The following is a 21,773-nucleotide window of genomic DNA, read 5'->3' on the forward strand; positions in this document are numbered from 1 at the left end:
AAATTTGATGCTTTCCATTGTTGTTAGGACAAATCTATTCACTACGAACTCTCCAACTGAAACTGCTGCTGCGCGAGCTTGAAATAAAGAGCATGGTTCTGCATTAATTCGTCATGCGTTCCGGTCTCAATCACCTTGCCCTCTTCCATCACTAGGATTTGGTCAGCGTGAACGACGGTGGAAAGCCTGTGGGCGATGACGATCGTCGTACGGTCTTTCATCAAGTTGTTGAGTGCCTTCTGCACCTGCACTTCTGACGTACTATCTAGACTCGATGTTGCTTCATCCAAAAGAAGAATGGAAGGATCTCTAACGATGGCCCGCGCGATGGCGATTCGCTGCCGTTGACCACCTGATAGCTTTATGCCCCGCTCTCCAATTTCCGTATCGAACCCATTCGGCAGCTCCATGATAAACGGAAGTGCATAAGCCTGTTCAGCCGCTTGTTTTAACACGTCATCTGAAATCTCAAGTTCCATTCCATATAAAATATTTTCTCGGATCGTTCCCGCGATAAGTGGACTCTCCTGGGAAACATAACCGATCTGATTTCGCCATGATTGGAGGGAGAATTCCGAGATTTCCGTATCTCCAAGTGTGATCGACCCTGTTTGCGGTACGTAGAATCGTTCGATTAGTGAAAAGGTCGTTGTTTTTCCACTTCCACTCGGACCGACGATCGCCGTGATTTTACCAGGCGGAACACTGAACGATGCTCCTTTTAAAATCACTTCTTTTCCATATGAGAACTCCACATCGTTGAATGCTAAATGTTGAGATGGATTCGTAACTTCCTTTCCGATCAAGCGCTCTTCCCCTTCATGGTCGAGTAAAAACTGCAGACGTTCCGTCGCTCCCATCGCCTTCTGGATCGCTGTTAAAAATCTTGCCATCGAGCTGAACGGAATGATGATCTGAAAGAGGTATAGCAAAAAGGCAACGAGCTCACCTGCACTAAGTTCCCCTGTTGAAACACGAACGCCTCCATACCCTACGATAACGACCAACACACCCATAAGGAGTAACGTCATGATCGGCATGAGGAGCGCGTAGATCTTCGCTTCCTTCATACTATAAGAGAAAACGTTCTTAATGCCATCTTCCCCATTCTTCTCTTCGATGTTTTCAGCTAGCGAGAATTTCACGAGACGTATTTCTGAGAGAACTTGTGTGATCGTCGCTGTAAATTTCGCCGTTTCTTCTTGAAGTCCCTTCGACACTTTGTACATTCGTTTTCCGATAAAACGAATCCCAATCATCATGATCGGAACGACCGTAAGAAGTATCACCGTCAATCGCCAATCAAGATAAAGCAGGATTGCGATTGATCCTACGATCGACAATGTACTCGTCAGCAAGTTGATGAGATGATTCGAGACGAGATCTTTGATCACACCTGTATCATTTACGATCCGGCTCGTTGTATCACCGACCCTGTTGCTGTCAAAGAACGTCACCTTCATGGAAAGTACTTTTTTCATCAGTCTTTCGCGAAGACGCGCGACGACGGATTCTCCTATGTAAAGCAATAAATACATCGATAGCCCTGAGAAGATCGCTTGAAGCACAAACGCTGCGATCAAGAGACCGATGATTCCGTTCGATAATGTCCCTGACGAGAGCTGGTCGACTAAATTTTTCGTAAAAAACGGTACGATTAATCCAGCAACTGTCCCGATCAAACTCATCGTTACCGCGATCGTGACGAGTAATTTCGAAGGATTCGTATCTTTTATTAAGGTGGCAAGGCCACTCCAGTTCATTCGTTTTTTGGAGGATTCTATTTGTTCACTCATAACGATCAGCCCCTTTCCTATCAGTATAGCTGGAAAAGTTTAAAAATCATAAAAATCGAGAATCCGACACAAAAAAGACTCTGCTAAAAACAGAGTCATGATGGTTTATTGATCCTTTTTTAGAAGATCCCATATCTTATCGCCATTCCACATCTCACTCGGGGCGTCTTCATAATTGATTTCAAAAGCTGCATGCCCACCAACAGCGTGACTAGCGCCGAAATTAATTCCCATACTACTCTCGGTAAAATACGTAAACGTTTCAGAATGTTGATCGGTTCCAATCCCATCAAGCGAATCCGCATTTTGAAGATCAGTAACAGTAGCGTTATCTTTCAGCTCTTTTTCGAACTCTTTATGGTGTGGATTAACAGGCTTGAATGCATCTGTTTTAAACAATTCAATAAATGATTCATCTGCATGAATGACATCTTTCAGTCTAATTTGTTGCATGTTCTCAAGATCAATATTGGTTGTATAGAAAAGGTTGTTAGGATGCGCTGCTCCTTCTACGTAGCCAGTGCCTGCATACTGAACACTTAAGAAATAAGGACTTTCATACGAAACAGCATAATCGACTTCAAGGGTTAACCCTTCTGTACCGTCGTAAAAGTTCATCACCTTATATGCTTCGTTAAAAAGAAGGTCATTTACTTCATCCTGCTTTGCTGAATCTGATGCGTTCGTAAGCTGAGGATACGAAATCGTTACACCATTCTCCGTATACACTTCTTCTTTAAGTGTGTAAGAAAGTTCCGATGCATCAGGTTCAACTTCACTAGAGGCTTCCTCCCCAACTTCCTCAGAGGTTGTGTCGTCGTTTTTCGCTTCGCTAGGTTCCGCATTGCTATCGTTTGTTTCATCTGATTGGGTTTCCTCAGTCTTAGAATCGTTCGTTTCACTCTTCTCATCAGCGGTCACTTCAACTTTCTTTTCTGGCTCTGAGCTAGCGCTTTCGTTTGCTTGACCACATGCAGAAAGAATGAGACTAAAAGACAAAAGGCTAACACCAAGGATCGTCGTTTTTTTCAATGAGTTATCTCCTTTAGAAGTTGTATAACCTAATCATACTCGAAGACGACGATAAAAATCATCCTTATTTGTGAAAATTTTCTACAAGAAAAACAAAAACTCAACCCGTATGGGATTGAGTTTCTTACCTTAAATAATACCCATCATCGCTAAGAAGATGATGGCGATCGTGGCGATCATCGGGATGATGAGTCCGACGACGAACACGTCTTTGTACGAATCTTTATGAGTAAGACCCGTTACTGTAAATAGCGTTAGAAGGGCACCGTTGTGTGGGAGGATCGAGGCACCAGAAGCAACGGATGTAATTCTGTGGAACGCCTCAAGACTCAGTCCGTTTTCAACAGCGATATTGTAATACTCCTCTCCAAGCGCCTCAAGCGCGATTCCCATACCTCCCGATGCTGATCCTGTGATCATTGCGAGAAGCTGAACCGCAAAAGCTTCTGAAAAATATGGGCTGAGCGGAATTGAGAAGATCAAGTCTTTTACAGCCTCGAAACCTGGAGACGCGGTAACAACTGACCCAAATCCAACAGCTGCGCTCGTATTGATCGTCGCCATAACCGACCCTGATGCACCCTTGTTGATGGAACCGATGAAGTTTTTGAATTCTTTCCAGTTAAACGCCATGATTAGAAGAATCCCGATTAATAGGGCAACGAGGATACTAAGATCCTCGAATGCATTTAGCGTAACAACAACTGCGATGAGAGGGATGATGGAAAGAAGCCAGTTCGGTAAATCTTCCTCATCGATCGTATTCACTTCATTATCGCCTTCAGGCTCTGTAAACTTTTCATCCTTTTTAAGGAGCTGTTTCTCTCGGAATTTTAAATAGAAATAGCCTCCGACTGCCATGATCAATCCAGCCACGATACCCATGATCGGTGCTGCCATCGTGTTCGTTTTGAACGTATTGATCGGAATGATGTTCTGAATCTGAGGTGTTCCTGGGATTGCCGTCATCGTGAAGGTGAAAGCCCCTAAAACAAACGTCGATGGAATCAGCTTACGCGATACGTTTGCGCGGCGAAACATCGCGACTGCAAGAGGATAAACTGCAAATACCACAACGAATAGACTTACTCCGCCGTATGTCAGCACTGCTGCTGATAACAGCATTCCTAGAATCGCGCGTTTTTCACCGATAAGATTTGAGATCTTATACGCAACAGACTGAGCGGCACCCGTGTCTTCCATCAACTTCCCAAAGATGGCACCGAATAAGAAGATCGGAAAGTATGATTTCGCAAATCCAACGAAACCTTCCATGTAAGTAGATGTGTACGTATCGAGTATATTCATCCCGCTTAGTAATGCAACGATTCCGGATACGAGCGGTGCGATCCAGATAATCGACCAGCCAAGATAAGCTAGAAGCATCAACAGTGCAAGGCCAATAATAATACTAATCATGATGTCATGTCCTCCTACCTAAAGATCAACTGTTTGCTCTTACTATGTCCAGCGGTGCCTGTCACTACCCGTTTTTTATCATTAATTGTCGATAGCATAAAAAACGCGCAAAACTGTTAGCCAGTTTTACGCGTTTCCCTTAACTATTTACTTTCGTTGATCAATGATTGAATTTGCAACATTGACAAGCTCTTCCTTTGTCATCGGCTCATCATTACCATTGCGTGGAACGACTGAACGGAGACCAAACATGACGTTACCATTTTCGCTCATCCACGTTAATTCACTGATACTTTCCCAATCGTTGAAGGAAGCACGAATGTCATTCTCAAGCTCCACATCCGTTTTTCCGAAGCTAACTTCTTTCCCTTTTACGTCCCGCTGCATCAAAGAAAGCTGCTCATTTCCTTTCGAATAAATTAACGTTACATCATTCGGTTCTAACTTTGTCTGCGCAGTCGCAGTAACTTCTTCAGCCTCGAACGGAATGCTTTCCATGTCTGGTGCTGATAATTCATCTCGAAATTCTTTAGATAGCTTTTCAACTTCACTCTTCACTTCTGGATTGGCCTCCACAAGCGAGTTGAGGTGATTTTCTGAGCTCGAACTGCCTGAATTACACGCAGCAAGTACTAAAAGAGCTGATAATAACATGCCGAATTTTAGTTTCATTGTAAAAACCTCCTCTTAGACAGACGAAAGAAACAAAAGAAATGTTTCACTAAGGCTAAAAGAAATGGTTACGAGACGTTTCTTCAAACACTTTCCAATGTCCATTCATCATCGAGATGTACTCTCTCATCACAATGTAGTTCACTTGTTTTCCGTCTTCATTCTCCGTCAAAACAAAATATGTATCAGAACCTCGATAATCGACAAAAGAAATGTTTCACTAAGGCTAAAAGAAATGGTTACGAGACGTTTCTTCAAACACTTTCCAATGTCCATTCATCATCGAGATGTACTCTCTCATCACAATGTAGTTCACTTGTTTTCCGTCTTCATTCTCCGTCAAAACAAAATATGTATCAGAACCTCGATAATCGATCGTAATCACGTCGTTTCCTTGAAACGTTCCCTCTTCCGTGATGATTTCTTTTAACGCGTTTTTCTCATTAATCTCTAGAAAGAAGTTGTAAGGACCTAGAAAATTTATAACCAACAATACAACGACGACTCCTGAAATGACGAGCAGTTTCTTCATTACAATTCCCCCAACCACTTTTTTTAGCACACTTATCTTAACATAATATTCCATATTTCATTTCACTTCACCCAAATAGACGGGTCTTTCCTCACTTCCTCCAATAATGTTTATTTAAGAAGGAGTCCACTGAAACAAAGTTGAATAACACAGTACAATAAAAAAGGAGGTAACCCTTAATGTCTAGTTTCATCTCTCATATTGCTACTGTTGAAATACCCGTCAGTAACCTTCCATCGTCTATTTCATTTTATCAAGAAATACTAGGCGTCCATATTCATTTTCAAGGAGAACGAAACGCCATGCTGACGTTCAATCAACAAGGAGTTCCGACAATCTTTTTGGTCGAAACGGAATCAACGGAAAAACTCTCTTTTCAAAACTCCCATACCGAAGTCGTACATAGCATCCTCGATTTTTACACAAACGACTTAGAAGGCTTTTACCACTGGTTGAAGGAGAAAGAAATCGAAGTGGGTCCATACAACGTGAATCCTGATAACGGATTTGGCGGGTTCGGTTTTAAAGATCCAGACGGGAATTTACTTAGTGCTACGAACGTTCTTCATCCTGGGCAATAATAAAACAATCCCCGGCATGGGGATTGTTCTCACTTCATCATTTCCTTTAATTCACTGGCAGAGCTTTCGTTCGCTTCGATCGGGCCATCCGCTTTTACAGAAGGCAGAATGTAGTTTTCTAAAAGTGGATCAACGTCCATCCCACTTGAGGTTTGCACAACTAAGAGATTTAAGTCTGGCACCATTACGAGGTACTGCCCATATAGTCCCATTCCTCTATAGGTGTCATGGCCATTCACTTCTTTTAACCACAAGTAATAACCGTAATCATCACCATCAAAATTCCCTCCGGTCGAAACGTGCGCTTTCGTACTTTCTTCTACCCATCCTTTAGGAAACAGCTGCTCACCTTCACATTCCCCATCGTTCAAGTACAGATAACCTAGTCTCGCCATGTCGCGAGGTGTCATTAAGACGCCAGTGCCTCCGAAAGACGTGCCTGAACGATCCGTCGGCCATTCAACGTTCTCGATTCCAAGTGGCTCGAATAAACTCTCTTCTGCAAAGTCAGATAGTGGTTTCCCTGTTGCTTCTTGCACAACACGTGAAACAACTCTTGCGTCACCTGTGCTGTAGTTCCATTCGTTTATGTTTTCACGTAAAGGCCGATTCAAGATGTAGATTGCAGGGTCATTCCCTTTCATGAACGCTTCCCACGTTTCCGATTCATAGAAACCTTTTTGCGTTTGCTCGGGAAAATCAAGTCCAGAGCTCATCGTCAAAAAGTGCTTGATCGTCACGTTTTCTTTATGAGGGTTCATTGATTCGATGTTTTCTTTCGGTATGTACGTCATCACTTTTTCTTCGACACTGTTGAGCGCGCCCTTTTGAATCGCCACTCCTGTAAGGGCAGATGTTAAGCTTTTCGTTACTGAGTAAATCGGATGCGGCTTATCTTGATCAAACTCCCCACCATAGTTTTCAGCTACGATATACCCATCTCTAATGACCAGAAACCCTTCCATTGGAATGTTTTCAGAATCAACATGCTCAAACATCTCAACTAGCTTAGATGAATCCATTCCAACACTTTCAGCTGAAGTCGTACGCCACTCTTCAGTTGGCCAATACGAATCAACAGGTTCTGATTGCTTCCCTGAACTTTCTTCCACCACTCCTACAGAATTTGAGTTCGAACATCCTGTAAAAAGTAAGCAGAACCCTATAAGCCAAAAGTAAATCGACTTTTTTGTAACTCTTACCACTCGCATCCCTCCTCTTAGCCTTTACCTTCTCCTAATGATTCTCCTTTCCTTCCGATACATAAAAAAGACACCCTCATATAAGGGTGTCTTGCATACTTCAATTAAAACGTTTGTGCTGCATCCTTCGCACGCGCAATACCGTTTTCTTTAATTTCTTCTGCTTTTTCAGGCATCAATGCATGTCCTTCAATAGCCACGTGCTCAAGCGTTGGCACACCGTAGAACTGCATCATAACGCCAAGGTAGCGATGACCCATTTCCATCTCTGCGGCTGGTCCTTCTGAATAGATTCCACCGCGAGCTTGGATGTGCATTGCTTTTTTGTCCGTTAGAAGACCAACAGGGCCTTCAGCCGTATATTTGAACGATTTACCAGCAACAGATACCGCATCGATATACGCTTTTAATACCGGTGGGAAGAAGAAGTTCCAAAACGGCGTAACGAATACATATTTATCTGCATCGATAAACTGTTCACATAGCTCTGAAAGACGGTTTACCTTTGACTTTTCTTCCTCTGAAAGCTCCTCAAACCCACTTCCTTTTTGAAGCTTACCCCATCCGCTGAATACATCGGCGTCAATTTGAGGAATGTGCTCTTTATATAAATCCATGTGGATGATTTCGTGATCAGGGTTTACCTCTTTGTATTGGTCGATAAAAGCCTTTCCAGCTGCCATGCTGTAAGAATACGTCTCATCATGAGGATGAGCAGTGATATACATTACTTTCGTCATGTTTAACTTCCTTTCTGTTTTTCTTTAAGGCTCGCCATAGTATGTGTTAATCGGATTACTCCCAATCCCTCGAGCCAAAGAGTTTTTAATTAAGATATCTTGAAACAAAGATAATGATAATAGAAAGTAATTCAAGAATCAACTAATTTGATTCACTCATATAAAAAAGGTGAGAATCTCTTAACGAATTAAGAAACTCTCACCTTTATATTAGGAATTACGCTTTTCGATACGCACGTCGCTCCGCGTAGGAAACACACTTATAACAAACGGGTCTGCGGTTATCTTCTTCGTCCAGATAGTACTGCGGACGCACCGGTTTTTGTTTACAGATCATGCATTTCTCTAAACCGAACATTTTTCGAAAGAAGCTCTTCATATGATCAGCTCTCTTCTTAAGATGATAAGACCTTACCCTATAGTATACATCCCTATGCGGTTTAAGTGCGAAAATGTAGCTCATCACTACCAGCGAGTGCAAGTGCTCTTTCCCTCAGTTTAACTTGCGCACGAAGCGTTTAAAATTTTGGTAAAATCACATATAAAAACATGACGTGCGGAAGTCCACACGTCATGCTTGACCTTCTATGCCTTCTTTGGCTTTTTCTGAAACTTGCTCAACATTTCGTACACAACCGGTACGATCAGTAGTGTCAGGAGCGTCGAGCTCGCAAGACCACCGATTACGGTTAGTCCGAGACCTTTACTGATGATCGAGCCACCTTCAAAACCGAGTGCGAGTGGTAGCAGCGCACCGATCGTTGCAAGAGCTGTCATCAAGATCGGACGTAATCGCGTCATCCCAGCATCGAGCAATGCTTCACGCGTTGAGTATCCTTCTTTTTCTTTCTGGATAACGCGGTCGATCAGGACGATCCCGTTCGTAACAACGATTCCGATCAGCATCAGTGCACCGATCATAGCGGATATACTCAATGTTTCTCCACCAACTAGCAGCCCTAGAACTGCTCCGATAATCGTAAACGGCAGGGAGAACAGGATTGCAAATGGCGCAAGTGCTCCTCCGAAGAAGATGACGAGCACAACATAGACGATCGCAATCGCCGCAAGCATCGCAAGACCTAGCTGACTGAACGATTCATTGATATCTTCTGTAACCCCGCCGATCGAAATGTCGATCGTATCAGGATGGTCAATCTTATCCAACTCCTCTTTTACAGAAGCAGAGACCGATCCGATATCATCCGTTGTTGCTTTCGCTGAAACGCTGCCGTACACTTTTCCATCACGGCGCGTGATCGTGTCTTCTGTTGTTCCTTCTTCAACTGTAAACAGCTCGTTGATTGGAACGGATACACCCATTGGCGACTGAATTTCCTTATCTGTTAACTCTTCAAATGTTTCATAGTCATCTTTCTCTACTTCAATGAAGACTTGAAGCTCTTCTCCATCTTCTTTTACCGTTGTAATTTCTGAACGCTGCCCGTTCTGACCAAGCTCCATACCGACTTGACCGGCGGTTAGCCCTAGCTGACTGAGCTTCTCTTGATCTGCGACGAGCGTGTATTCTTCATACGACTCTGCGAGACTGGATTCAGCTTCATTTAAATCGTCTTGCTCATTGAGGACGCCTTCCACCTCTTCTACATACGGCTTAATATCATCCATCGTATCACCAAATACTTGAACCTGAATATCGTTACTAGAACCTGTAGAAGAGAATTCCTGGTTGTTCCATTCCCCTTTGTCCGTCATGTTTTTCAAATCTTTGATCACTTGTTCTTTTTCTTCCGTGAAGTTCTCCGTATCATCCGCATACATCACAAAGAATGCCGCCTGGTTGGATGCACCAGGATTCATCGGATTTTCTCCACCAACAGAGTATTGAATGATCTCAACATCGTCTCGACCTTCAAAATACTTCTCTGCTTCAAGTGCGATCGACTCGACATCTTCAAGCGTTTGTCCAGGTGCAGGACTGAACGTCGGCATCACCATCTTCTCTTCTTCACCTGGTAAAAAGCTAACGCCAACTAGCGGAATCATCGCGATACTCCCTACAAGGACACCGATTGCAACGATCGAAGAGATAATCTTATGATTTAGAACGCTGTTTAAAATCGAACGGTACCACGTAGCGAGCTTCCCTGGACCATCCTTATGGCTTTTCATTGCCTGTTCTTTATTTAAAAGCGAGTGCGACATCATCGGTACGATTGTAACCGCAACGATTAATGAAGCGAGTAGTGCAAATACTACCGTCAATGCGAATGGCAGGAACACTTGACCTACGACACCTTCAACGAGGCCGAGCGGTAGGAAAACCGCGATCGTCACGATCGTTGATGATAGGATCGGCATGAACATTTCCTTCGTCGCGGATCGAATCAGTTCCTTACCTTCTAACTTCTCTTCTTTTAATGACATCCGCCTATATATGTTCTCAACCACAACAATCGAATCATCGACAACACGTCCGATCGCAACGGTCATCGCACCGAGCGTCATGATGTTAAGCGTGATTCCCATTTGATTCAATACCAGTAACGCGATGAATAGAGATAGCGGGATCGATACGACCGAAATCAACGTTGTTCGAATGTTACGCAGGAACAACAGAATGACGATGATCGCAAACAGTCCGCCGAATAATGCTTTGTTCAACATCGTACTTACGGATTCTTCGATCGGCTCGCCTTGGTCGAACGTAAAGATGAAGTCGATACCGTCTAGTTCATCTTCAAACTCAGCAGCTTGTTCCTTCACTTGATCGACAACGTCGACCGTATTCGCTTCTTGCGATTTGATTACTTGAACCGTAATCGATTCTTCCCCGTTCGTACGTGAGATCGACTCGGCTTCTGCAACGATTTCAAAATCAGCGATCTCACCTAACGCAACGGTTGGAATGCCTTGCTGTGCTTGAACAGCTTCAGCACCTCCCTGAGCTCCTTGACCTGACGGCGTTCCAGGAGCACCTTGTTGCGGAGCGGTTCCTTGCGGCGCACTCTGCGATGGAATCATTGGAATTTGGAGTTTTTCTAAATCATCGATCGTTGTGATGTTTCCATCGATCACAACGGATTTCTGTGTATCATCAAACGTGTATAGTCCAAGCGGGAACGTCACTTTTGAACCTTTTATCAAGTTCGTAACCGTTTCTTGGTCCATACCTCGTTCAGCGAGCGCTTCGTCATCAAACTGAAGCTGAACTTCTCTCACTTCTTGACCAGCAACCTGAACATCGCCAACTCCATCTAACCCTTCGAGTGCAGGTGCGATCGTATCTTCAACAGTCGAAGTGAGCTCAGCAAGATCACCATTTTCATTCGTAACACTCATACTGATAACAGGGAACGCATTAAAGTTCACTCGCGACACATCAGGCGTCTCAGCGCCATCAGGTAACGCTACTTCATTTACTGCTTCTTGAAGTTCGTCCTCTGCTTCATCTAAATCTTTGCTAAAATTATATTCGAGCTGTAAACTCGAAGCATTTTGGAACGAGCTTGAACTTACGGATTTCATTCCGCTTAAATTCTGCACTTTCTGCTCGATCGGTTCTGATATCTCATCAGCCACCTCTGCAGGTGTCGCACCTGGATACACGGTCGTAACCGTGATGATCGGTGGATCGATATTTGGAATCGTTTCTAATTTCATATTCAATCCGGAATATAGACCAGCAGCTGTAATGATGATGGTCATAAGCCAGACAGCAAATTTATTATTCATCGAAAAATTTATAATCTTGCTCATACGTTCTCTCCTTCCCCTTTTTGACCAAGTAGTCATTCTGTTATAAAATATACATGACCACTCGGTCAAAGGTCAAGGAAGAAATGTTCATTAACGTGATAGAAGGTGGTCAATAAATGGAACCAAAAAAAATAATGATTATAGAGAATGCCATCAAGCTTTTTGCGAAAAAAGGATTCAGCGCAACGTCTGTTCAAGAGATCGCAAAGGAATGCGATATCTCGAAAGGCGCATTCTACCTTCACTTTAAATCGAAAGACGAATTGCTATTCGAAGTCCTCATGTACTATTGGAACAGAATGCAGCGTAAAGTGAATGAAGTCGCAACCGAGCCGATGTCACCGAAGGAAAAATTTACGTACCAGCTCAAAGTCTTTATGGAAGAAATCGCAGATCACCGCGAGTTCATCATCATGCAATTCCGTGAGCAGGCGATTCCGTTCAACGAGTCGATCGAAGAACTCATCAGAAAGATGCGCTTCAATTCGTACCTTTTTTACAAAAATCATCTCCTTGCGATTTATGGAAAAGAGTGCGAACCATACGTGTGGGAAGCGAGTCTTGCTGTTCAGAGTTTAATGAAAAACTACATCGACCTTATCATTCTAGATAATATTGAGTTCGATTATTTCGAAGTGGCATCTGCAGTTACGAGGAAAACCGACTATTTGATGACCGGATTCTTAAAAAGTGATGACCAACCAGTCATAACAGAGGAAATCATCGAGCAAATCATGCCTGAAGGATTTAATCTGCATGACCTCGAAGAAATTAAAAATGTCCTTACACTCATTTTAGAAAAAGAAAGTGATGAAAATCTGATCGATACTGCAACGATCCTTTTAGATGAGCTAGCGAGAACATCCCCAAGACAAGCGGTCATAAAGGGCATGGCGTCCAATCTCGATAAATACGATCGCTACTTGGATTTCGCATCACGTTTACGAAACTACTTTCTATAACGTAACGAAGGGGGTTTAGTCATGATCACCATTACGAACCTTACGCGCCAGTTTTCAAATGGAAAAGGGATTTTCGATGTGTCGTTCGATGTGAAAAAAGGCGAAGTATTCGGCTTCCTCGGTCCAAACGGTTCCGGAAAGTCGACGACGATCAGACACCTGATGGGTTACATGAAGCCGCAAAAAGGAAGCGCGACGGTGTTCGAGTACGATGCGTGGAGCGAGCAGGCAAAAGCGCGCGAACATGTTGGCTATTTACCTGGGGAAATAGCCTTTTTAGACGGTATGAAGGGGACAGAATTCCTCGACATGATCGCAGGTATGCAGGGAAAACAGGATAAGGAAAAGCGAGATGAATTGATCCGTCGCCTCCAATTCGATCCGAAAACCCCGATTCGTAAGATGTCTAAAGGCATGAAGCAAAAAGTTGGGATCGTAGCGACGTTCATGCACGACCCGGACATCTACATTCTCGATGAGCCGACATCTGGACTCGATCCTTTGATGCAGCGCGTCTTCGTCGAGCTTGTGCTTGAAGAAAAGGATAAAGGGAAAACGTTCCTCATGTCATCCCACAGCTTTTCAGAAATCGAGCGAACGTGTGACCGAGCCGCCATCATTAAAGACGGGCGAATCGTCACCGTGAAGGATATCCATGAGCTGCAATCGATGCAGAGAAAACGATTCGATATTACCTTCTTCAATACTGAAGATGTAGAAGCATTGAAATCTTCTACTCTATCGATTGAGAAGACAGATGGAAACATGGTACGGATTGAAGTGCAAGGAAACTATGACGCGTTTTTCAAAGAACTTGCAAACTATCCTATTAAAAACGTAAGCGCTACAAGCCAGAGCCTCGAGCAGATCTTCATGGACTATTACAATGCTGAGGAGGTGAACGGATGAGCGCTTCACTCTATAAACAGATGATGAAATCAAACTTAAAAAGCATCATGAGCTTCGGCATCGCTTCTGCTGTCTACGTCATCTTGATGACATCCCTCTTTCCGATGATTTCCGACAACATCGATAAAATTCAAGAGCTAACAGCCATTTATCCTGATAGCTTGAAGAATGCGTTCGGACTCGAATCGTTCGGCACTTACGGAGAGTTCATTTCAGCAGAGTACTACGGACTATTCTTTTTATTCATCTTAGGAATCTTCAGCGTGATGACCGCAATTCAACTGATCGCAAAGCTAGTCGACCGAGGATCGATGGCTTACTTACTTTCTACCAAAGTATCCCGCGCTGAGGTCGCGATCACGCAAATCGCCGTTCTCATCACTGGTCTTGTTATTATTATTTTTCTAAACTTTGCAGGCGGGTTTGCCGCTGGAGAACTCCTGATCGACGACCAATACGCGATCGGGATGGGCGACTTTTTCCAGATCAACTTTGTAGGATTCCTTCTTTTCTTTGCGGTAGGAGGCTACTCCATCCTCATCTCTTCCCTTTTTAACGATGAGAAAATGGCGTTTGCAGCAGCTGGCGGGGTAACGTTTTTATTCTACGCATTAGATATGGCGGGAAAGATCGTTCCAGACTTAGATTGGCTTCGGAACCTTACGCTCTTCTCCCTCTTTGAACCAGCGAAGATCGCGAACGGCGATGTGAACGTCGCGTTCGTCTCTTTCACCCTCTTCGGTTTAGGATTACTCGCATACGTCGCAACCGTATTCGTGTTTCGAAAACGAAATTTACCTTTGTAGGTGTATAAAAAAAGAGCTTGGAGGCGATGCTTCCAAGCTCTTTCCGTTATCACTTCGAACTTGTGGAGATAAACATTGATGCGTCCTGCTTCATAAAAATACCACTTCCATGATGAAACGTTTTGATTTCATTCGATTGAAAACCAACCTCAGAAAACCTCTCCTTGAGCTCTTCATGCGAAAAACCGTTATGCACATTCGGATGATTGATCTTCTCATTTTTGTCAAAATCGACGATGATTAGCTTCCCTCCATCATTTAGGGTGGTGAATAGCTTCTGTAAAATAGTCGTCGTATCGGGGATATGAAGTAGCACGAGTGACATGATGACGATGTCTGACTTTATTTTTGGCGTTTGTTCCATAAAGTCTGAATGAAGAACCTTCGCGTTACTTATACCATTCCGAGTAATCTTACCTTCCGCAACGTCGAGCATCTGTTTTGAGGAATCCACTAACAAAACGGAATCTACTAAATCCACGAGAGCTAAACCAACAAGACCAGTTCCGCTTCCATAATCCAGCAGCGATTTTGATTTGCTGTTGTGTAAGTGTTCACTGACTTCATTTACAATGACATCCGCAAGTCCCTTCCGTTCTTCCGTATCGTAGCGCTTCGCCAATTGTTCAAAAACGTTTTCTTCCATCATGCAACCTCCTAGTGTCATGCTTTCTTCCAACCATTTTATCAAAAGACAGCCGATTCTACCTTTTCGGGACTTCTATCATGAACCATTCCGACTGTTCGGACGTCTCTCTTTTCTCTTCCAATCTTTAATGAATAGAAAGCATGATGCGATCTCTGTGCGTTTTATTCACATCGTTAGCCCTATAGGTAAAATGCCATCCCCTTAAACCGTTGTAAACATCTCTGGGTCCTTTTACATGAAATCCTTTAAACCTCGTCACTACACTCTAACCTCTCCTTTATCTTCACTTAACAATCTTTCAGTAGATTGATAGTGAACAACAACAAAAGGAGCTGTTTTACTTGAAAAAACTTATGATGACTACGGTAACTGCCATGGTCGCACTCGGTCTCATCATTCAACCTGCCAATGCTTTTGCAAAAAAAGAAGAGATCGTCAACGTTGCACACAGAGGAGCGTCTGGCTATGCGCCTGAAAATACGATGGCAGCTTTCGAGAAAGCAGTAGACATGAAGTCCGACATGTTTGAACTCGATGTACAGCTTAGTAAAGATGGCGAACTCGTGGTGATTCACGATACATCCGTTGATCGTACGACAGATGGTTCTGGAAAAGTGAAGGATCTTACACTCGAAGAGCTTCGCTCTCTTGATGCTGGCAGTTGGTTCGATGAAGCTTTTACAGGTGAGAAAATTCCAACTCTAGGAGAAGTGCTTGATGAGTACCGCGGTAAAATCGGGATATTGATCGAGATCAAGTCACCATCCCTTTACCCAGGAATCGAACAAAAAGTAGCGGATGCACTAACAGAAAGAAACATGCATAAGCCAAACAACAATAAAATTATCGTCCAATCGTTTGATCACGACTCCGTTCAAACGTTTCATAGCATCCTGCCTTCTGTTCCATTAGGCGTCCTCGTTTACAACCCGGATCATCTAACAGATCAACGTTTAGAAGCATTCTCAGAGTATGCTTCCTACGTAAACCCATCGAAGAGCTTAGTCGATCGTGAACTCGTAACAAGAATTCATGACTACGACATGGACGTTCACCCTTGGACAGCAAGAGACCGTGAATCTGTACAAGCCCTCAAAGAAGCTGGCGTCGATGGCATCATCACCGACTACCCTGATTACGTAGATTAAGTACGGTGCCTGTCACCACTCACATTTTGTCGAATAAATTACTTGCCGCTCTGTTTACTTTCTAATGGAAATGGGAACCAATAGAGGAAAAGGAAGGAGTTGTTGAATATGAGTAAGAATACTTCTTTATTACTTGCGATTGGACTAGCTGCCGGCACGCTGCTTGCGGGCTGTGGAGATAATTCTACAGGGGAAGAAGACGGTAATACGAATACGTCAGAAGAATCCTCTATGAATGATGATGCGGTAACAGAAGATAGTTCAGGTCAAGGTGGTGCTGGAGACAGCAACACTGCTGGTGAAGGAAGTGAGGTTGACCTCCAAACTGGTGTCGATCAAGTTCTATCTGACCTTGACTCTCTTAGCACAGTACTAGAAGAATCACCTGATGATGTTGCGAAGATGAACGAACTTGGAAACCAGATCGACTCACACTGGGATCTTTTTGAAGAGAAGCTTGAAAAGGAATATCCCGATGAATATAAGGATATTGAAAGCGACCTCTATCCATTGATCGACGAAACAAAGAAAGACGAGCCCGATGTTGAGAAAGTGAAAGAGCTGTTAGATGCAACAAAAACGAAGATCACGTCCTTTAAAGATAGCATGACGATGGAATAACGAGTACAAAGAAGCTGTCCTCCACATTCGGAGAACAGCTTTTTATTATACGTTACCTTTATCACGAACAGAAACATCCTCTGCACAATCAAAACAATACAGTTCCTTATCTTCACCAACTACGCCATCCAAAAACCCCTCTCTACAAAACAGCTCTTTCCCGCACTCGGTACATGTTCCTACACGTTCATTCATATGAATCCTCCTATGCTTACTTCTCCCAGAGCTCAATGCGCCTGCCGTCTGGGTCATCAATCCATATGAACGAACCATATTCACTCTTTTCAAGATCTTTCACTAACGGCACACCGACTTTCTCAAGGTGCATCATACACGATTCGATGCTTTCGACCTGAAAGTTTACCATCACTTGTTGATCCGCAGGAAAATACCCATCGTCTTCTGTAAAAAATGAAAAGATCGTTTCGTTTCCTTCTTGCGGCTTAATGACCGTTCCATTCCAGGATTCCATATCGATCCCCAGCACGTCTTTGTACCACTTTGAAAGTGCAGCTACATCACCTGTTCGCCAGAACACGCCTCCAAATCCTTTTATCTTCATGTCATCACCTCAGCAACTTGATTTATTTCTCCCTCACACTTTCGCTCCCAAAAGGCGTTATACCTTTTTAACCAAAACAAACTCCCCTGTCACTTAGACAAAGGAGTTCCTTCATAAAGCTTAATATAGTTTTCCGTGACGATAGAGCGTATTACAAAGTTTTGTCACCGCATGCATGTAGCAATTTTGACGAAGCGGGAACGGATCATTAAAGAATTGAGGCAACACTTGATCCATTGTTTCCTTCATCTTTTTAACAAGCATCGTGTTCACTTCTTCTTCACTATAGAACTGCGTTTCTCTTCCTTGTAACCATTCGAAGTAAGAAACGATTACACCACCTGCGTTCGCGAGGATATCTGGAATGATCAATACGCCGTTCTGACTCAAATAATCATCCGCCTTCATCGTGATCGGACCGTTCGCACCTTCAACGATCAAGCGTGCTTTCACATCTTTCATGTTATCTTCATGAATTTGTTCTTCAAGAGCAGCGAGAATCAGAACGTCGGTATCAAGGTAAAGAACGTCTTCGCGGTCTCTGATATCCGCCTCGATTCCGTAATTGTTCAGCGCTTCATCCGTTGTAGGTAGATCTCCTTCATTTTCAGAAGTAAAAGCAACGAGCGCATTGATGTCGAGTCCTTCTTCATTATAAAGGGTTACGTTTCGGTCGCTCACGGCCACAACTTTTGTTTTGATGTAATTGCAATTGTAGGCTTCGAGTGCAGCAACAGAACCTACATTACCAAACCCTTGAATGCCAACGGTCAAATCGCGATCCGCATGCTCCATCGCTGTTTTCGCAAACAAGTTCTGGTTTCTCTCAAACCAATCTTTATTGTCATTCAAAAAGTCGTGCATCAAATAGCGGAACGTATAGTAAACGCCTTTACCGGTCGCTTCTCTACGGCCTAGCGAACCCCCGTTCAAGTGGCTTTTCCCAGTAAAACTGCCTCGATACGCTTGACCAGGATGGATCGATTTGAATTCACCCATCATCCAATCCATCTCGCGCTCTCCTGTACCAACGTCTGGAGCTGGGATGTCTTTGTCTGGACCAAGGATATCACTGAAATAGTGAACGTATTTCTTTGAAATCGTATGTAGTTCCTTTTCAGAGTACTCCCTCGGATTGATCACAACTCCGCCTTTTCCTCCACCGAACGGCACTTCGTGAAGCGCATTCTTCAGCGTCATCAGTGTAGCGAGGTTAACGACTTCATCTTCATCGACCGATTCATGAAAACGAATTCCCCCTTTATAAGGACCAAGCGCGTTGTTATGCTGAACACGGAACGCTGGGATCCTCAAAATCTTCCCATTCTCCATCGGTACACGTAGAAATGATTTCTGAATTTGGTTTGGTGTAGAAAGAATTGCTTCAAGAGAATCAAACGCCTTCTCTCTCTCTTCCCCGGTAAAGTTCGGCATAAATGTTTCATCTTCTAATAATGCATCCAATGATTCTTGAACTACTGCTCCATATTTACTAGCCAATGTTCATCACCCCTCCAATTTACCTATTCATTTATAAGTTACCCGACTGTATATAGTTCAAACGGGGTATGGTGCCTGTCACTCTCCGAATTTTGTCAAATTTTGACGAAACTAATAGCCCCAAGTCTCATAAGGACTGGAGGCTATTAGTTTCACCTTATCTTGTAGAAAGTACACCTCACCCGATCAACCTTACCCCAAACTTCTCTTCCAACCATTTCGGCACAACAAACCTCACTGTCATGAGTGGATCGACAACCTGGCACACTTCGACTTGCCCCACCGCACTCATCAGCATCGTCACGTCACTCACCGACAAGCCTGTTTTTCCACATATTCGATCGATCATTAGCTCAGTTGCAACCTTAACAGCTTCATCAAGCGTTTCTGCTGAAGCGATTTGCGTTACGACTTCATCGTTTTCTAACATTGGCTGTGTAACGCCTTCATCCTTCATCACTTCAAACGTCACCGTCGCTTTTCCTTCTACTTCGATCCCAGAAACGCTCACTTCTCCATCACCCATCGCCGCGTGAAAATCACCAAGTCCGAACAATGCTCCTTCCACGGCAACAGGGAAATACAGCGTTGCTCCTTCCGTGACCATCTTATTGTCCATGTTTCCTCCATGGGCACCCGGCGTTCCGCATGACACGCCTTCCCCTTCAGGTGCGACCCCAATCACGCCGATCATGGGATTTAGCGGAAGTTCGATCTCGCTAAAAATCGCTTTCCCATCCTTTATCGGAATCATCTTCGCTTTCATTTCCTCAAGCCGATGCCCCATGACACCGAGATCAGGACCCACGACCATCACACCGCGGTCACCGACCTCGAGCTTCTCAATTTTCACTTTCAAAACGTCACCGGGCTCTACACCCTCTATATAAATAGGACCTGTCGCTGGGTTAACACGGTTCCAATCGATTCCCGTAATCTCAGTGTCTTCCGACTGAATTTGATTTTCAAAACAATCGTATGTACTGATTTCGATCGTATCTCCTACCTTTACCTTTTTCACTGGAGCATGAGCTTTATTAAAGTCATAAATAACAGAATCAGTCGAGAGCGTGTGCATTATTTTACCTCCTCAAAGTGATAAGTGTACGTTTTCCTATAGTAAAAATTCCCCGCAACAAATGGTACAAATACAATGCGCGCGGGTTCCTCCTTCCCTTCCTTTCATACTAATTCGTTCGAAAACGCTTGCAAACCTCCTCGTTCCTTCTCTATCATTCTAAAAAAGTACAATTCTATCTTAGCCGAGAAATCATCCAGGTCATTAACTAAACATCGTTAAGATTCTTTTATTTTCGTAATTTTCCGTTTGTTTCCGACTGTAACAATCGACCCAAAAACCTTAACACTTCTCTAACAATCTATTAATAGATCCTTAACCGTTATCTAGTAAAGTACACATTGTGAGAAAAAAGAAACACGGGAGGTACTCAAATGAATTTTAAAAACTTCAAGAAAAAAGCAATCCCATTCGCAGTTGTTTCAACGCTCGCATTCAGCAGCTTTGCTGGTGGCGCTCTTGAAACAGAGGCGAAATCAGATAAAGATCTAAAAGTTAATGGTGAAATCAAAAACGTTATCTTCTTAATCGGTGACGGAATGGGTCCTGTGTATAACACGGCATACCGTTCATTCATGGATGACAAATCAACGCCTTATATGGAAGAAGTAGCATTCGATAAGCAGCTACTTGGGCAGCAGCAAACGTACTCTTGGGATCATGAAGAAAGCGTAACGGACTCAGCTGCAGCAGGTACTTCCATGGCTGCTGGTATCAAAACATACAACGGCGCAATCTCTGTTGATATGGAAAAGCAAGAAGTTGAAACTGTGCTAGAGCGCGCAAAGAAAGAAGATAAAGCGACAGGTCTTGTTTCAACATCTCAAGTAAACCACGCTACTCCAGCATCATTCGGTGCTCACGATGAGTCCCGCCACAACTACAATGCGATCGCTGATGATTATTTCGATGAAAAAGTCGATGGCGAGCATAAAGTAGATGTCATTCTAGGTGGTGGTACAAAGTACTTCGAACGTGAAGATCGTGACCTTGCCGGTGAGTTTGAAAAAGCTGGATACAGCTACGTAACAAATAAAGAAGATCTTATGAGTGACGATAATGAACAGATCCTTGGCCTTTTCGGTGAAAAAGGAATGGACAAGATGATCGACCGCGACGAAGAAACGCCTTCACTAGCTGACATGACAACAACTGCACTCGATCGCCTTAGCAAAGACAAAGACGGCTTCTTCCTAATGGTAGAAGGAAGCCAAATCGACTGGGCTGGTCACGACAATGATGTTGTTGCAGCGATGAGTGAAATGGAAGACTTTGAACAAGCGTATAAAGAAGCAATCGAATTCGCGAAAAAAGACAAGCACACGCTAGTCGTTACAACTGCTGACCACTCAACTGGCGGTTTCGCAATGGGTCGCGACGGTGAATATAAGTGGGATCCAGCTCCACTAAAAGCTGCTAAACGTACGCCTGACTTTATGGCAGAGCAAATCGCTGAAGGTGCTGACGTAGAAGAAACGCTTAACAAGTATATCGACCTAGAGCTTACTGAAGAAGAAATCAACTGGGTAAAAGAAGCTACGAAAGCTGAAAAAGACAAGACAACTGAAATCGACAATGCGATCGAAAAAATCTTCGACCTGCGTTCAGGTACTGGCTGGACAACTGGCGGCCACACTGGTGAAGACGTAAACGTGTATGCTTACGGTCCTGGAGCAGAAAACTTCATCGGTCTTCATGACAACACGGAAACGGGTCAAATGGTGAACGACCTTCTTATGAAGCAGAAGAACGAAGACGATGATGAAGAAGATGACGACAACGAGCGTGACGACGATTAATTAAGGGCATACTAAGAAAAACGTTCCCGCTGCTCATACGGCAGC

The 21,773-nt window shown here is 43.6% G+C and carries 20 protein-coding genes; 7 read left to right on the forward strand and 13 right to left on the reverse strand.

All coding sequences use genetic code 11. From position 1 onward, the window contains the following. Window positions 1–41: 41 nt before the first annotated feature. The 5 genes from ACXAEY_RS16500 to ACXAEY_RS16520 form a co-directional block, all read right to left on the reverse strand. Window positions 42–1,796: an ABC transporter ATP-binding protein gene (locus ACXAEY_RS16500; RefSeq protein WP_474813469.1), complete on the reverse strand. Its 1,755-nt coding sequence runs from the start codon at window positions 1,794–1,796 to the stop codon at window positions 42–44. 105 nt (window positions 1,797–1,901) lie between these two features. Next, window positions 1,902–2,828, reverse strand: a complete 927-nt coding sequence (locus ACXAEY_RS16505) for a polysaccharide deacetylase family protein (RefSeq protein WP_474813470.1) — start codon at window positions 2,826–2,828, stop codon at window positions 1,902–1,904. A gap of 129 nt (window positions 2,829–2,957) precedes the next feature. Further along, window positions 2,958–4,247: a GntP family permease gene (locus tag ACXAEY_RS16510; RefSeq protein ID WP_270180958.1), complete on the reverse strand. Its 1,290-nt coding sequence runs from the start codon at window positions 4,245–4,247 to the stop codon at window positions 2,958–2,960. Between the two features lie 147 nt (window positions 4,248–4,394). After that, window positions 4,395–4,919: a hypothetical protein gene (locus tag ACXAEY_RS16515; RefSeq protein ID WP_474813472.1), complete on the reverse strand. Its 525-nt coding sequence runs from the start codon at window positions 4,917–4,919 to the stop codon at window positions 4,395–4,397. Window positions 4,920–5,145: 226 nt separating this feature from the next. Continuing rightward, a complete protein-coding gene (locus ACXAEY_RS16520; RefSeq protein ID WP_270180956.1) occupies window positions 5,146–5,451 on the reverse strand; it encodes a hypothetical protein in 306 nt (101 codons plus the stop codon). A gap of 179 nt (window positions 5,452–5,630) precedes the next feature. On the opposite strand from ACXAEY_RS16520, the gene ACXAEY_RS16525 reads away from it, so the two are divergent. After that, the gene (locus tag ACXAEY_RS16525) at window positions 5,631–6,032 is read left to right on the forward strand and encodes a VOC family protein (protein WP_474813475.1); all 402 of its coding nucleotides are present in this window, start codon (window positions 5,631–5,633) and stop codon (window positions 6,030–6,032) included. Between the two features lie 29 nt (window positions 6,033–6,061). Here ACXAEY_RS16525 and ACXAEY_RS16530 read toward each other — a convergent pair whose 3' ends face one another. The 3 genes from ACXAEY_RS16530 to ACXAEY_RS16540 form a co-directional block, all read right to left on the reverse strand. Continuing rightward, on the reverse strand, window positions 6,062–7,237 hold the full coding sequence (locus ACXAEY_RS16530; protein WP_474813477.1) for a serine hydrolase domain-containing protein: 1,176 nt from the start codon (window positions 7,235–7,237) through the stop codon (window positions 6,062–6,064). Between the two features lie 101 nt (window positions 7,238–7,338). Then, complete coding sequence (locus ACXAEY_RS16535) at window positions 7,339–7,974, reverse strand: FMN-dependent NADH-azoreductase (RefSeq protein WP_474813479.1); 636 nt, start codon at window positions 7,972–7,974, stop codon at window positions 7,339–7,341. Between the two features lie 585 nt (window positions 7,975–8,559). Beyond that, window positions 8,560–11,694 (reverse strand): efflux RND transporter permease subunit, encoded by a 3,135-nt coding sequence (locus ACXAEY_RS16540; protein ID WP_474813481.1) that lies wholly within the window; start codon window positions 11,692–11,694, stop codon window positions 8,560–8,562. A gap of 116 nt (window positions 11,695–11,810) precedes the next feature. On the opposite strand from ACXAEY_RS16540, the gene ACXAEY_RS16545 reads away from it, so the two are divergent. From ACXAEY_RS16545 to ACXAEY_RS16555, 3 genes are read left to right on the forward strand one after another with little or no spacing between them, the layout of a single operon-like run. Beyond that, window positions 11,811–12,656 (forward strand): TetR/AcrR family transcriptional regulator, encoded by an 846-nt coding sequence (locus ACXAEY_RS16545; protein ID WP_474813482.1) that lies wholly within the window; start codon window positions 11,811–11,813, stop codon window positions 12,654–12,656. 21 nt (window positions 12,657–12,677) lie between these two features. Next, the gene (locus ACXAEY_RS16550) at window positions 12,678–13,565 is read left to right on the forward strand and encodes an ABC transporter ATP-binding protein (RefSeq protein ID WP_474813484.1); all 888 of its coding nucleotides are present in this window, start codon (window positions 12,678–12,680) and stop codon (window positions 13,563–13,565) included. Further along, window positions 13,562–14,371: an ABC transporter permease subunit gene (locus ACXAEY_RS16555; RefSeq protein WP_474813486.1), complete on the forward strand. Its 810-nt coding sequence runs from the start codon at window positions 13,562–13,564 to the stop codon at window positions 14,369–14,371. The genes ACXAEY_RS16550 and ACXAEY_RS16555 overlap by 4 nt, the downstream gene beginning before the upstream one ends. 49 nt (window positions 14,372–14,420) lie before the next feature. On the opposite strand, the gene ACXAEY_RS16560 is transcribed toward ACXAEY_RS16555, so the two are convergent. Further along, complete coding sequence (locus ACXAEY_RS16560) at window positions 14,421–15,017, reverse strand: class I SAM-dependent DNA methyltransferase (RefSeq protein ID WP_474813487.1); 597 nt, start codon at window positions 15,015–15,017, stop codon at window positions 14,421–14,423. A 344-nt stretch (window positions 15,018–15,361) separates the two neighbouring features. Between ACXAEY_RS16560 and ACXAEY_RS16565 the strand changes: the two genes are divergently transcribed. Both ACXAEY_RS16565 and ACXAEY_RS16570 read left to right on the forward strand, forming a co-directional pair. Further along, window positions 15,362–16,168: a glycerophosphodiester phosphodiesterase gene (locus ACXAEY_RS16565; protein ID WP_270180946.1), complete on the forward strand. Its 807-nt coding sequence runs from the start codon at window positions 15,362–15,364 to the stop codon at window positions 16,166–16,168. A 108-nt stretch (window positions 16,169–16,276) separates the two neighbouring features. Further along, window positions 16,277–16,789: a hypothetical protein gene (locus ACXAEY_RS16570; RefSeq protein WP_474813488.1), complete on the forward strand. Its 513-nt coding sequence runs from the start codon at window positions 16,277–16,279 to the stop codon at window positions 16,787–16,789. Between the two features lie 45 nt (window positions 16,790–16,834). On the opposite strand, the gene ACXAEY_RS16575 is transcribed toward ACXAEY_RS16570, so the two are convergent. The 4 genes from ACXAEY_RS16575 to ACXAEY_RS16590 form a co-directional block, all read right to left on the reverse strand. Beyond that, window positions 16,835–16,984 (reverse strand): hypothetical protein, encoded by a 150-nt coding sequence (locus tag ACXAEY_RS16575; RefSeq protein WP_474813489.1) that lies wholly within the window; start codon window positions 16,982–16,984, stop codon window positions 16,835–16,837. Between the two features lie 16 nt (window positions 16,985–17,000). Further along, window positions 17,001–17,351, reverse strand: a complete 351-nt coding sequence (locus tag ACXAEY_RS16580) for a VOC family protein (RefSeq protein ID WP_474813491.1) — start codon at window positions 17,349–17,351, stop codon at window positions 17,001–17,003. Between the two features lie 120 nt (window positions 17,352–17,471). Continuing rightward, window positions 17,472–18,851 (reverse strand): Glu/Leu/Phe/Val family dehydrogenase, encoded by a 1,380-nt coding sequence (locus ACXAEY_RS16585; RefSeq protein ID WP_474813493.1) that lies wholly within the window; start codon window positions 18,849–18,851, stop codon window positions 17,472–17,474. A 178-nt stretch (window positions 18,852–19,029) separates the two neighbouring features. Next, window positions 19,030–19,929, reverse strand: coding sequence for an acetamidase/formamidase family protein (locus tag ACXAEY_RS16590; RefSeq protein ID WP_474813495.1), 900 nt, complete (start codon window positions 19,927–19,929; stop codon window positions 19,030–19,032). Window positions 19,930–20,303: 374 nt separating this feature from the next. Between ACXAEY_RS16590 and ACXAEY_RS16595 the strand changes: the two genes are divergently transcribed. Further along, window positions 20,304–21,728, forward strand: coding sequence for an alkaline phosphatase (locus ACXAEY_RS16595; RefSeq protein WP_474813497.1), 1,425 nt, complete (start codon window positions 20,304–20,306; stop codon window positions 21,726–21,728). Window positions 21,729–21,773: the final 45 nt, after the last annotated feature.

The organism is Anaerobacillus sp. ABA4_114, from assembly GCF_056159065.1.